General features: G+C 60.6%; 9 protein-coding genes. 4 read left to right on the top strand and 5 right to left on the bottom strand.

Features of this window, described 5'->3' with window-relative positions; all coding sequences use genetic code 11:
- On the top strand, window positions 1-473 hold a 473-nt coding region (locus MFF55_RS15055), incomplete at its 5' end, for a site-specific integrase (protein WP_238244923.1).
- A 505-nt stretch (window positions 474-978) separates the two neighbouring features.
- On the opposite strand, the gene MFF55_RS15050 is transcribed toward MFF55_RS15055, so the two are convergent.
- Both MFF55_RS15050 and MFF55_RS15045 read right to left on the bottom strand, forming a co-directional pair.
- Entirely contained in the window at window positions 979-2,001 is a 1,023-nt protein-coding gene (locus MFF55_RS15050; RefSeq protein ID WP_238244922.1) for a GGDEF domain-containing protein, read from the bottom strand.
- A 220-nt stretch (window positions 2,002-2,221) separates the two neighbouring features.
- Window positions 2,222-4,831 carry a sensor domain-containing phosphodiesterase gene (locus tag MFF55_RS15045; RefSeq protein WP_238244921.1) on the bottom strand — a complete coding sequence of 870 codons (2,610 nt, stop codon included), beginning with the start codon at window positions 4,829-4,831 and terminating at the stop codon, window positions 2,222-2,224.
- A 371-nt stretch (window positions 4,832-5,202) separates the two neighbouring features.
- Here MFF55_RS15045 and MFF55_RS15040 point away from each other — a divergent pair, with 371 nt between their 5' ends.
- Window positions 5,203-7,344, top strand: coding sequence for an ATP-binding protein (locus MFF55_RS15040; RefSeq protein WP_238244920.1), 2,142 nt, complete (start codon window positions 5,203-5,205; stop codon window positions 7,342-7,344).
- 435 nt (window positions 7,345-7,779) lie between these two features.
- On the opposite strand, the gene MFF55_RS15035 is transcribed toward MFF55_RS15040, so the two are convergent.
- Entirely contained in the window at window positions 7,780-8,067 is a 288-nt protein-coding gene (locus MFF55_RS15035) for a DUF6894 family protein (protein ID WP_238244919.1), read from the bottom strand.
- Between the two features lie 120 nt (window positions 8,068-8,187).
- Complete coding sequence (locus MFF55_RS15030) at window positions 8,188-8,409, bottom strand: hypothetical protein (protein ID WP_238244918.1); 222 nt, start codon at window positions 8,407-8,409, stop codon at window positions 8,188-8,190.
- A gap of 473 nt (window positions 8,410-8,882) precedes the next feature.
- On the opposite strand from MFF55_RS15030, the gene MFF55_RS15025 reads away from it, so the two are divergent.
- Window positions 8,883-9,680, top strand: coding sequence for a sensor histidine kinase (locus MFF55_RS15025; protein ID WP_238244917.1), 798 nt, complete (start codon window positions 8,883-8,885; stop codon window positions 9,678-9,680).
- Here the strand turns inward: MFF55_RS15025 and MFF55_RS15020 are convergent.
- Window positions 9,658-11,328 carry a methyl-accepting chemotaxis protein gene (locus MFF55_RS15020; protein WP_238244916.1) on the bottom strand — a complete coding sequence of 557 codons (1,671 nt, stop codon included), beginning with the start codon at window positions 11,326-11,328 and terminating at the stop codon, window positions 9,658-9,660. The genes MFF55_RS15025 and MFF55_RS15020 overlap by 23 nt on opposite strands.
- 702 nt (window positions 11,329-12,030) lie before the next feature.
- On the opposite strand from MFF55_RS15020, the gene MFF55_RS15015 reads away from it, so the two are divergent.
- A complete protein-coding gene (locus tag MFF55_RS15015; protein ID WP_238244915.1) occupies window positions 12,031-12,255 on the top strand; it encodes a hypothetical protein in 225 nt (74 codons plus the stop codon).
- The last annotated feature ends 149 nt before the right edge of the window (window positions 12,256-12,404 follow it).

Here is a 12,404-nt window from a genome sequence, read left to right as displayed (position 1 = left end):
AGGATGTGCTCGGATCACAGAAGGCATTCCGCATCCCGCAGGGCAAGACCGAGAATGCCCGTCGCATCATGCCGGTTCACCGTGCCGTTTGGCCAGTGATCCAAAGACGGATGGCAAGCTCGTCGGACGGATGGGTGTTCTCAGGTCTCACACCTGCGGGGCCTGATGGGAAGCGAAGCTGGATCGTCGTGAAGCGCTACGCCACGTTCCGGCAAGCGGTCCTCGGGCAAGGGGGAGGGGTGGACTTCCATAGCTTCAGGCGGTCCTTCGCGACTTACCTTGAGCGCGCCTCAACGTATTCGATGGCTGTCAACAGCAGCGTTATTGCCGAGCTAATGGGCCACGTAAAGCCAACGCTGGCCTTGGCGGTGTGCTCTTCAGGGCTGGTACCTTCGCAGCTACGCGCAGCAATTGACGCGTTGGATCACGTTATTGAGCCCGAAGTGATCAAGCATCTCGGAAAGGAACTTTGAGCCTCAAGATCACCTCCTCGCCACTCCGCCAATCAGCGCGATTTTCTCCACAATCGGTCCTGCGGCTTCAACATTTCAAACGCTTATTTGCGCGATCCGCACCGTGGCTTATCCGGCTATATTCGAAGTGGATTAGTTTGGGGTCTATTACGTGGGAGCCACTTGACTACTGTACGGTGCATCTGCTCCTAAACGTCACCATTATAGTCCTCGCCCCACTTACCATATGACCCACCCTGATGGTCGAGGCTGACGGTCGGGGAGCAGATTGGCGCTCAGGGTGATCAAGGAAATCAGTCTCGGTAGGTTGCTGCGTAACCTGTGCTAAGGCGTCGGCGAGCGTCGGACTGCGAGGAGCCGAAGCGAACGCGAGGATCAGAGCAGGCCAGCGATGTCGATAAAGGGATAATTGAAGGGGGACGGCCTCTAAACCGGTAGATAAGCGGCGGCACAGGCTAGGATCGAAACCTTGAATGGGTCGGCCAGTGCTGCCAGCGTGAAGCCATCACACTGATAGGCACACCTTGTTTCGTCCGGTGCGCTTGGCCTCGTACAACGCCGCATCAGCCCGCTCGACAATCGCTGTCGCACTCTCGCCTACGAGGTGCTGTGCAACGCCAATCGACATTGTGATCTGGCCAACCTGCTCGCCTGTGCCACGCTTCACAAGGCGCTGCTTGCCAATTCGCTCACAAATCCCGCGAGCTACCGCTTTGCCAGCCTGAAGGTCTGCACCTTCCAGCAGAATGGCGAACTCTTCACCGCCATAGCGAGCGGCCGTGTCCTTACCCTTGATGTTGTCGGAGAGCAGTCCCGCTACGAGGCGCAGCACGTGATCACCCGTGCGATGCCCGTGCGTATCGTTGAAGTGTTTGAAGTGATCCACATCCAGCATGAGCAGACAGAACTGGTTCGACGGGTCCGCTTTGACCTGCGCAACGGAACGTCTCAGCTTGATCTCAAAGGCTTTGCGATTGGGAATGCCGGTCAGCGAGCAGGTCTTTGCCTCCTGCTTCACCTCAACAAGAGTCTGCTGCAACTTGCTAATACGCTGAGTAGAGGCACTCAGCTGCCGCTCCAGGGCGCGATTGCGCTCGCTGGCTTTGCGTGTCTCCAGGCTCAGAGCCGTCATGGCTTCGAGTAAATCCTGAACTGTGGTGCGTTCATTCAGTTGACTGGCCCAGTGATCCAACGCCTCTCCATAGGCCGCGCGTGGACCGTGACTGGCAGAGACTTCATCCACCATCTGTTGCGCAGCGTGGGCAATCTCCTCAGACCCGCTTCTCAGCACATCCGCTTCGATATTCTCGGTGAGGCAATCCTTATGGATGGTTGAGAGTAGTTCAGCACTGAGCGGTTTTTCTTGATCGATGAGATCATCGAGACGGTTGCTGACTTCTGCGTTGCTGTCGCTAAAGTAAGTAAACATTAGCGTATAGTGATCGGGTGTGGCAGTTATAGAATTGTCTTGCAGCGTCTGCCACGCTTTATGTGCGCAGTCGTCTTCAGACAGATTGCTCTGAGACATGTGATCACCGCTCTGCCAGAAGTCGAACCTTACGGTTCTTTTATCAACTTATCTCAACCAGAACGTGCTATATTATATAGGTAGGCAATATTTTGTGTCTCAAAGGCCTTCGTATCGTTGTGGACTAACGATCGTGCGCAGAGAGTGGCTCAATAAGCCGTCAACTACTCACATGCGGTCACAGACACAAGTCGTTTGTGCGCGAGCTTCTATGCGACGGTCAAGCTGCTGCTCTGACCCGCTCGCCTCTGGCGAACTCCGTCGCTTGCTCCGTTAGGAGCGGGCGGCTGATCAGATAGCCCTGCACCTCCGTGCAGCCCTCCTGTCGAACCTGCTCTAGCTGCGCCACTGTCTCGACACCCTCGGCCGTAACGCTTGCACCAAGATGCGTGGCGATTCCCACCACCGCCCGCACGATGGCCGCCGCATCGGGGTCGCTGATCTCGCGGATGAAGGACCGGTCGATCTTGATCTTGTCGAAAGGAAAGCGTCGCAGGTAGCTCAACGACGAGTAGCCCGTCCCGAAGTCGTCCAGCGCGATGCGGACACCCACAGACCTGAGACGATGCAGACAGGCGATCACCGCCTCGGCATCCTGCACGAGCACACTTTCGGTGATCTCCAGTTCCAGGCGATGCGGTGCGAGGCCGGATGCCGCAAGGGCTGACACGACGCTCTGCTCCAGCCCCGGCTGTTGGAACTGCACGGCCGAGACGTTGACGGCGACCCGCAGATCATTGGGCCAGGACGCCGCCTCGGTGCATGCCTCCCGCAAAGCCCAATCGCCGAGCGGAACGATCTGCCCGGTCTCTTCCGCCAGCGGGATGAACGCCTCAGGCGAGATCATCCCGCGCGTTGGGTGGGGCCAGCGCATCAGCGCCTCGAAGCCCACAATCTGCTCGTCCGCCAGCCGCAGTACGGGCTGGTAGTGCAGGGCAAAGTCCCCGCACACGACGGCCTCGCGCATCTCGATCTCAAGCTGCATCCGCTTCTCCACGGCTGCATCCATTCCAGCTTCGTAGAAGCAGTACGTGTTGCGCGACGAAGCTTTGGCTCGATAGAGGGCGAGGTCCGCGTTCCTGAACAGGGCGTCCGTTTCGATGCCGTTTGCAGGGGCAAGAGCGATGCCAACAGTGACACCCACGGTCACGAGGTGTCCACCGAGATCAAGCGGCTGTCCGACAGCATCGATCACCCGCTGCGCCAGCGTACTGGCCTGATGCGCATGATCGAGGTGCGAGACGATGATGGCGAACTCGTCGCCGCCAAGCCGCACCACGACATCGCCTTCCCGCAACGTCGCCTTGAGACGGCCTGCGATCTGGCAGAGCAGATCGTCCCCAGCAAGGTGGCCAAGCGTATCGTTGACCGACTTGAATCGGTCGAGATCGAGACACAGCAGCGCCGCCCGACCTCGACCGCGTCGCACCTCTGACAGTCGCTGCTCCAGATGCTCGCGGAACACGGTGCGGTTGGGCAGGCCGGTGAGCACGTCGTGGCGGGCCATGTAGGCGATGCGCTGCTCAGCAGCCTTGCGCTCGGTGATGTCGAGGTCGAGGCCAACGACCCGCAGCGGCCGACCTGTCGCCTCGTCACGCACGATGCGATTGAAGCTCATGAGCCAGCGGTAGCCCTCAGCGACCGCAGCGTCCCTCACGCGATACTCAACCTTGTAGGTCGTGCCGCTGCGCAGCGCCGCCGTGTGCGTAGCCTTAACCTGCGCCACGTCCTCAGGGTGGACGCTGGCCGCCCACGTCTTCACGCTGACATCAACCCATGCCGTCGTGTCCACCTCTGTGGCAAGTCCATGCAGGCGCGCGCTCTCGGGTGAGTTGCGGACCGTGGCCTCGTCTAGGTTCCACTGCCAGACACCGGCTCCCGCCGCTTCCTGGGCAAACCGCAGGAGATCGGTCGTCTGCTCCAGCGAGTTGCGGGCTGTGACGATGTCCTCGATGTCCAGCGCTGTGCCGATCCATTCGACAACGCTTCCGTCGCGGTGGACCGGGATCATGATCAGCTTGTGCCAGCGATATAGGCCGTCATGCCGACGCAGCCGCCCCTCGACGGCGTACATCCGCTCGTGCTGGCTGGCTTGCTCCCAGGCGGCCGTCATGTGCGCGGCGTCGTCTGGGTGGTTGCGACTGACGCGCTCCGCGCGTTGCGACCCGATCACCCCATAGTAGGAGCGGAACTGCTCGTTCGTGTAGATGGCGCTGCCGTCCGTGCCGGTCATAACCCAGACCATCTGAGGCAAGGCGTTCGTCAGGACGCGGTAGCGTGCCTCGCTGGCGGCGATCCGCGCTTCTGAGCGGGTGCGCTCGGCGAGGGCAGTATCCAAAGCCATGCGTTCCCGGTGAAGCTCGACGTGAGCAACCACGATCCGGGCAAAGTTCTGAAGCTGGCCCTTCTGCACAGCAGAAAAGGTGCGAGGCTTCGTGTCGATGACGCACAACGTGCCGAGGCGAATTCCTGAGCGCAGGATGAGCGGCGCACCAGCATAGAAGCGAATGCCGGGCTCACCCGTCACCAGGGGATTGCTGGCGAACCGGGGGTCAGCCGTGGCGTCGTCCACCACGAGGACATCATCGGTGAGGATGGCGTAAGCGCAGAACGCGAGATCGCGCGGTGTCTCCTCCGCCGCGATCCCGCACCGAGCCTTGAACCACTGCCGGTCGGCGTCGATCAGCGAGATTAGGGCGACGGGCACCGAGAACAGCGCAGCGGCCGTGCTGCATACGGCGTCGTAGTGAGGCTCAGGCTGCGTATCGAGGATTTGGAGATCGCGCAGGGCTCCGACACGCTCCAACTCGTTCGGTGGAAGCGGCGGCATTGGTGCTCCTGATGCTGACGCCCACACGCGTGTGAGCCAACAAAGGTTATCCTCCAGAGGTTGACGAACCCCTCACGAGGACGTGAGCGGGACAGTGTGGCAGCGAGAGCGAGCCGTAGCCGTCCGAGGCGTTCGTGGCGGGAGAGTGGTCTGAGTGGGCTGTAACGGAATCGGCAATGAAGGCGTCGGCGAGCGTCGGTTTGCGAGGAGCCTAAGCCTACGCGAGGATCAGAGCAGGCCAGCGACGCCGCCCCACTCCTCCCAGCGCAGATTAAACCCTAGCTCGACCTACTCCTGTGTCTTAGCAATTAGCTCACCTTCAGGTAGTAGTCCTTCGGCCCACAGAGATTGGCTCTGAGGTACTTGGACGCATGGGAGCCTTTCTGCATGCAGCCCACAAGCGCAACGTGGCGGGTCTCGGAGTCGCTGCCTTGCTTGCTGCACTTCTCCTTGTGCTGGCCAGCGCCGCGACGCTCACTCTGAACGTCGGCTACCTTGCTAACAGCCGGGTGGAGTTCGCGCGGCTGGCTGACGTTCTTGAAACCACTTCGGAGACCCTGGAGAGCATCCGGGCAGCCGAGACCGGCCAGCGCGGTTACCTACTCACGGGTCAGGAACGCTACCTGAAGACTTATGAGGCTGGCGTGCCTCGTGTCTGGGTCAACCTCGACCATTTGGATGAGAAGATACGCGAGCCCGATCAGCGCGCCCATGCGGCTGACTTGCGTATGCTTGTGGTGGCCAAACTGGACGAACTTGCCCGAACCATCGCTCTGGCCAGCCGCCATCGCATCTCGGCTTTCGCTGCAATCCGCGATGACGTGGGCCAGCAGTTGATGGAGCGGATCGAGGTGATGATCCGCTCCATGCACGAGCGGCAGTCCTTGCTCCTGAAGCAGCGCTGGGCACAGGAGAAGGCGAGCCTGGAACTCACCACAGCGGTCGCCGGTCTGACTGGCATTCTCGCGTTGGTTTGTGCCCTTCTGGGAGCTTACCTGCTTGTGAGGCTGCGCGAGCAGGGCGCACGGGAAAAGGCAGAGCGGGCGAGTGCGGCCAAGAGTGAGTTCTTAGCCACCATGAGCCACGAAATTAGGACGCCGCTCAACGGCATTCTCGGATACACGGACCTTCTGCTGGAGCAGCCGGAACTCGGACCCGCAGCCCGCCAGTATGCAGAGCGCGTGCAGAGTGCGGGCAGCGCCTTGCTGACGGTCGTCAACGACATCCTCGACTTCTCCAAGATCGAAGCCGGGCAGATCATGCTCCTGCCTGAGCCGTTCGCGCTGGAGACGTTGATCGACAACACAGCTTCTATCGTGCGCGCCAGTGCCGAGCAGAAACACGTCTCATTGCGCATCGAGGCTGATGCGGGCCTGCCTGCCTACCTCAGCGGTGATCAGAACCGCTTGCGGCAGGTGCTGCTGAACCTGCTCAACAACGCCATCAAGTTCACGGCCAAGGGTAGCGTCACCCTGTCTGTCACGATGCCGTCCAAGGACGCAGACCCCTGTCGCCTACGCTTTGCTGTGCAGGACACCGGCATCGGCATCCCAGCTTCCAAGCGTCACCTCCTGTTCGAGCGCTTCTCGCAGGTGGACGGCACCATCCAGCGCGAGTTCGGCGGCACCGGTTTAGGGCTGGCGATCTCGAAGCGGCTGGTGGAGTTGATGGGTGGCGAGATCGGCGTCGAGAGCGAGGAAGGTCACGGCTCGACCTTCTGGTTCGAGGTTGCGCTGCCAAGAACCGAGACACTCGCACTGGTGCAGCCCCAGTCGGTAGACGCGGCCGTAGATCGAGACAGCCGTCGGCTTCTGCTGGTTGAGGATGTTGTGCTCAATCAGGAGCTTGCCTGTGCGATCCTGCGACGGGCGGGGCACGAGGTCGATGTTGCGGCCAGCGGTGCGGAAGCAATCCGGGCAATCCAGACGAAGAGCTACGATCTCGTGCTGATGGACGTGCAGATGCCCGGCATGGATGGGCTTACGGCCACTCGGCATATCCGTGCGCTGGAGCATCCGAGCGCCTCCGTGCCCATCGTGGCGCTCACAGCTAACGTGCTGCCTCAGCAGGTGTCGGCCTTCCGGGCTGCTGGCATGAACGATCACGTCGGTAAGCCCTTCAGACGCGACACGTTGCTGGAGGCGATTGAGCGGTGGGCGACCAGGGCACCGGATCAGGTGCGGACCTCTACCGCCACAATGGATCGCGAGGTGTTCGGCGACATCGCAGCGATGATGGGACCTGAGACAACAAGAAGGCTGCTGGGGACCTTGGCTGAAGAGCTAGAGACCCGCTTTGGTGAGGCTGCTCGCCCTACTCGCGAGGAACTCGCCCGTTCAGCCCACTCGATGGTGTCGATGAGCGGAATGCTCGGCTTCTCCGAACTGTCGCGGCTCTGCTCTGAGGTGGAACTCGCCTGCGAGGCAGGAGCGGAGTACGACGCCTTGCTGTCCAGGCTCCATGTTCTGCGGGATCAAACGGTCAGAGACATCGACCTGCTACGAGCAGCCTGAGCGAAAGTCGGCCCTGGGCGTTGAGTTCGGGCGTCGCGCACTGCCCTATCAAGCGCTGATATAGGCGCTGGCTGCGTGCAGCCCTCGCAGGCGGTCTGGTCCGATGATCTCGTCGCCGACCCTGATCCATGGGACACACCCGTCATCGCGTGACGTATTCAGGGCATAGGCAACCGCCATCTCAAGGAGTGACCACGCTTCAGGCCCCAGGGTCGGGTGCGGTTGGGCAACCTCAAAGTGCTTAGCCGTGGGATGAGCACCTTCCTCAGCCCACAAGAGCAGAACGGGCACGGTTCTGTCCAAGCCATTTCGCACCTAAACCTCCCATTGAGAGGCGATAGGTCTTTCCAACCGTATCGTAGCAATCCGCCTCTCGCCCGCAGCTTACCAAGCGGCCTTCTGTTTTTACATCGTCAGCCTAGATGAAGGCACAGCTTATCCTTGTTTAGCCACAGAGCGTAGATGGTCCTGTAGGGAGGTCGTCCACTGCATCCGCAAACCGGTCCTTGCGCTAAGCGTCGCTGTACAAATGAACTTGCCCGAACTGTCGCGCACGGAAGCCACAACAGCATGACCCACCTTGTTCCCAGAATACTTTTCAGAAACTTCAGCAAGAAGCTTGGCGGCATGAACAACGATGCCATCTCGGCCCTCGCATTCAGCGCCCTCATCGTCCCAGTGGGACAGGCCGTCCCTATGCACGTCGAAGAAGTAGCGCGCCATGGTGCTGCACTCGAAGCTAAACCATACAGATGCTCTGAAAGACTGACGGTCGCAACTTCAACAACAAACCGGAGTGAAGGGTTGCACTTCCGGGTTTGCTGCGGCGATGTTGGGCTGAGACTACTCAGCGGGTGCAAAGTTCTCGATGAACCGCACGCCATCCCATAATTCGACGGCATGGCCGTCCACCATCGACTTCGCGGCCTCGATGGCAATGTCGTCACTTTCCGCGCTGATTGCCGTCATCGTGAGAACGCGCCCGCCCTGATCAAGGATGAGGGCACGATAGCGCGCAGCCTCGTGTCTCAAATCAGCGCGCTCAGGAGGCGGATCATTCGACATGCGCTGTCCCGCTGTCGTGAAACGAAATGGATCATACCTTTAGAAGGCAAGCCTAGCGGTCTCTGACTAGGAAAGATGCTCAAGCGTGGCCAAAGCCGTGTCGTAGTAGTCACAGAAGATTTCTGCGTGTCAATCGCGGCGAGACTCGACGGGTATGTACGAAATCCGACACACGAAAACCTATTGTCAGGCCCGATTTGGTGTGCAAGCCTCCTCGTGTCCTTACAGGACCTTGTGGGAGAGCCCAGGCCAGTTGTTGCTGGTTATGGCGTCATGGAGCGACCGCCCCCGGAAGCTTCAAGGCACAATCGCATAGGGTTGGACGATCTGGAGTGCGGCGCAGACCGTGCGTCCACCAAAGAGGCGAGAGGCCCTGAACCGGGCTTCTCGGCTCCCAGGTACCGCGACAGAGGGGGGCAGCCGAACGGGTTGCTATGGGCTCAACCGAGCCCTGAAGTCGCGGGGACAGGCAGATGGAACACCTCGATCTCACGTCGCTTCGCGGCGCTCCCTCGTCACACTGGGATGATACGGAGACCGTGCTGCTGATGCTGGCAGACTTTATGGCTGCCGGGCCAGATGCGCCCGGTAGGCAGATCGCCAAGCTGGAGCGAGAGAACGCGCGTCTCGTGGCTCATTGCGAGCAGCAGAAGCTGGTGATGGCCGAGCTAGGTCACCGGCTGAAGAACTCGCTCGCGCTGGTCCAGGCCATGGTCAACCAAACGCTGCGCGGCGAGGTGTCGGTCGAGGGTGCGCGCGAGGCGCTCACGGCACGAATCGCGGCTCTTGGCCGGTCGCACGCCCTCCTCATGGACGAGAGTTGGTCGGGAGCCACAGTCAGGCAAGTGGTTGAAGGCGCGCTGTTACTTCACGCGGAACGTGCTGCTCCTGACCGGGTTCACGTCGCGGGACCTTCCGTACACCTGACACCCCGACAGATGCTGGCGCTCTCGATGGCGCTGCACGAGCTTGGCACCAACGCGGCCAAGTACGGTGCACTCTCCGTTATCACCGGTCGAGTCGAGGTGGTCTGGAGCATGCGGCGACGCCGAGACGGCCGCTGGCTTCATCTTGAGTGGCGGGAAGCGGGCGGACCGACTGTGATCCCGCCGACACGACGTGGCTTTGGCTCGAAGCTGATCGAGCGCGCCTTGCGGGACGCGCTTGAAGGCGAGGTCACATTGTCCTTCGATCCGGCTGGGGTGACCTGCACGGTCACCGCTTTCCTTAAACCTTCTGCGCCCAAGCTCAGGCAGCGCGCACAGTCCTGAGGAAGGCATCGACTTCCTGGCTGAGGACGGAGGCGTTCCGTGCGAGCGCTCCTGCGGAAGCTAGAACCTGAGAAGCCTCGGACCCGACGCAAGTCGCAGTCCCCTGTACCGCTACGATGGTACGGCTCACATCCTGGGTTCCCTGCGCAGCCTCGCTCACGTTTCGCGCAATCTCCTGAGTTGCCGCCTGCTGCTCCTCAACAGCAGCGGCAACTGTTGTCGCGATCCGGTAGACCTCCTCGATCCCGCTGCTGATCGCGTCGATGGCTGAGACCACCTCCTCGGTTGCGCCCTGGATCGCACCGATCTGTGAGGAGATGTCGTCCGTCGCTCGCGCCGTCTGCGCAGCAAGGGCCTTGACCTCGGACGCAACCACCGCAAAGCCACGGCCCGCTTCGCCCGCTCGCGCCGCTTCGATGGTAGCGTTCAGGGCCAGCAGGTTCGTCTGCTCGGCAACGCTTCGGATCAGAGTGACCACGTCACCAATTCTGTGCGCGCCCGTGGAGAGTACCTGCACGCGGGAGCGGGTCTGCTTGGCGTTCTCCACGGCCTTGGCGGCTGCGTGTGAGGTTTGCAGGACCTGTGAACCGATTTCATTGGCAGAAGCGGCCAACTGCTCGGTCGCGCTCGCTACGGATTGCACGTTGGATGAGGTCTGCTCAGCCGCTGCCGACACTGTTTGGGACTGAACGTTCGTCTCCTCGGCACTGCCAGTCATGGCGCGGGCACTCACCTCCATGCCCTGAGCCGCCGTCGAGAGATGCTGCACGAGTTGGCCCACACTGCCCTCGAACCGGTTGGCAAGGTCGTGCATCTCGGCTTTGCGCTGACGGGCAAGTGTCCGCTCACCCTCTGCCTGCGCGGTACGAAGCTCGTCGGCATCCCGCATGGCTTTCGCAAACACCTCCATGCTGCGGGCAATGTCCCCGATCTCGTCTCGGCTTTGGCGAAGCGCAGGCAGTGCATAGTTGCCGCTGGCAAGCGCCTGGATCGCCTCTGTCACGACCTGCAAAGGCTGGGCGATTTGCCGGTGTCCGATGAAGCCGCCAATGACGAGCGCAGCCGTCGTGCCACCCAGGGCCAAGCAGATCAGGAGCCAGAGACGCTGCTCGTAGAGGGCATCAGTGCTGGCATCGATGGCTTCGACCTCAGCTTGACTGTGCTGCGTTAGTGCATCGATGCTAGTCTGGAACGCCTTGCGGTTGGCACGGTTCGCTTCGTTATTACCCTGCACATTGGCCGCTTGCGGGGAGACCTCTGTTCCGAGCCGTACTGTCTCTGTGCGGAACGTCCTGAACGACGCCGCATCACGGACCACAGCATCGAACAGGGCGCGATCCTGCTCAGGCACGAGCGGTTGCCACTGATTGAGCAGAGCATCGATGCTGCCAAGGCTCGTCAAGAGCCCATCGGCAAACTTGCGCGCTTCAGAGGTATCCTTCGCAGCGTAGATGCCACGTGCATCCATGACGCTGGCCGTCACGAGCCGGTTTAGCCGTTCGCTGTAGAGAGCGCGGACGGAGGCAGACTTCACTTCCTCAACGGAGCCATTGAAGGTCCGCAGGGTGGTGACCCCAAGTCCCGCAACGGTGAGGGATACCAACCCAAGCGCAGTCAGGACAGCAAAGAGCTTGGTTCGGATGCGCATCGAGGGTCTCGGAACTCAAAATTAATTGGAGGTCCTAAGCCGCAGCCCCTTGCGACAGGGTTAACTTTCAGTCTCATGGAGCCTCACGTATTCGTGAGCAGGGCGGAGCGCGAGAAGGACGGTCGATCCCAAGCTTGCGCGTCAACGACCAAGCTTCTAGCCGATGCTCTGTGTTCGTTCCTGCCAGCCTCTCCAAGGTCGCGTTCACTAGCCGAACTCGCGTTTTGTCAGTTTCTGAACCGCTTTTCGCAGCAGGAGCACGTCGAGGACACCAGCCTTGCGCAACTTGGCTCGCAAGTACATCGCCTTTGACCGCTCTTTCTTGCTTATCTGCCCGGTCTCGTGGAAGCAGCACACTGGCTTGTCGATGACAATGCCCGAGACCCCCTCGTAAGTGCCAGCCAAGCATTCCTTCAGGCATCCAGCATACTTGTACCATAACACTCAGGTAGATCGGCTCAATACAGAATAATTCATAAGTCATTGGCTAGACTTACAGAGGACCAATCCTGCTATTAAGTTTTTGCTGCGCTGGGGAGTTTGAGATAGAAATTCAAAAAAGAACCTAGGAGTTAGACAATCTTTAGGCTGCAATCGGTGCAGGTTGCGGGGGATGCGTACCCTGGTGCTCAGCTAAAGAAAAAGGAACCCTCGTAGAAGCGTAGGCGTTCGTGCTCTGTTGAACATGATGGAGAACTGAACATGCGTAAGACGCTTCTGCTTGGTGCCCTCCTGCTCGCGACCCCGGTGATCGCGCAGACCACAGTGATCGAGGAGCGCAGCCGTCCTTCCACCTCGACCACAATCGAATCCCGCGAGACCACTGGCACGGTTGTCCGGGATCGTAAGGTCGATTGCGGATCGACCACGGTTTCAAAGGAGAACGCGGCCGGTGACCGTAAGACGGTCACCAAGGAGGGCTGCTAAGCTTTTCGGAGAAGGCCCCTACGGGGGCCTTTTTTGTCTCAACCTACTAAAGTTTAGGTCGAGACTACACTGCCTCAGCCGTATAAGGAGGTCCTACCAAGTAGGGACTGAGGATTGTTGGGGGGAGGTCTGTGATCCGAGCACATCCT

The organism is Methylobacterium iners, assembly GCF_022179305.1.
Taxonomy (GTDB): domain Bacteria; phylum Pseudomonadota; class Alphaproteobacteria; order Rhizobiales; family Beijerinckiaceae; genus Methylobacterium; species Methylobacterium iners.
The sequence above is the reverse complement of the archived record's forward strand: the minus strand, read 5'-3'. Positions and strand labels throughout refer to the sequence as shown.

What these genes read in the sequence shown, in the direction of transcription:
- MFF55_RS15020 (WP_238244916.1), bottom strand. Translation starts at nt 11,328, where the DNA reads ATGCGCATCCGAACCAAGCTCTTTGCTGTCCTGACTGCGCTTGGGTTG.
- MFF55_RS15030 (WP_238244918.1), bottom strand. Translation starts at nt 8,409, where the DNA reads ATGTCGAATGATCCGCCTCCTGAGCGCGCTGATTTGAGACACGAGGCT.
- MFF55_RS15050 (WP_238244922.1), bottom strand. Translation starts at nt 2,001, where the DNA reads ATGTCTCAGAGCAATCTGTCTGAAGACGACTGCGCACATAAAGCGTGG.
- MFF55_RS15040 (WP_238244920.1), top strand. Translation starts at nt 5,203, where the DNA reads ATGGGAGCCTTTCTGCATGCAGCCCACAAGCGCAACGTGGCGGGTCTC.
- MFF55_RS15025 (WP_238244917.1), top strand. Translation starts at nt 8,883, where the DNA reads ATGGAACACCTCGATCTCACGTCGCTTCGCGGCGCTCCCTCGTCACAC.
- MFF55_RS15045 (WP_238244921.1), bottom strand. Translation starts at nt 4,831, where the DNA reads ATGCCGCCGCTTCCACCGAACGAGTTGGAGCGTGTCGGAGCCCTGCGC.
- MFF55_RS15035 (WP_238244919.1), bottom strand. Translation starts at nt 8,067, where the DNA reads ATGGCGCGCTACTTCTTCGACGTGCATAGGGACGGCCTGTCCCACTGG.
- MFF55_RS15015 (WP_238244915.1), top strand. Translation starts at nt 12,031, where the DNA reads ATGCGTAAGACGCTTCTGCTTGGTGCCCTCCTGCTCGCGACCCCGGTG.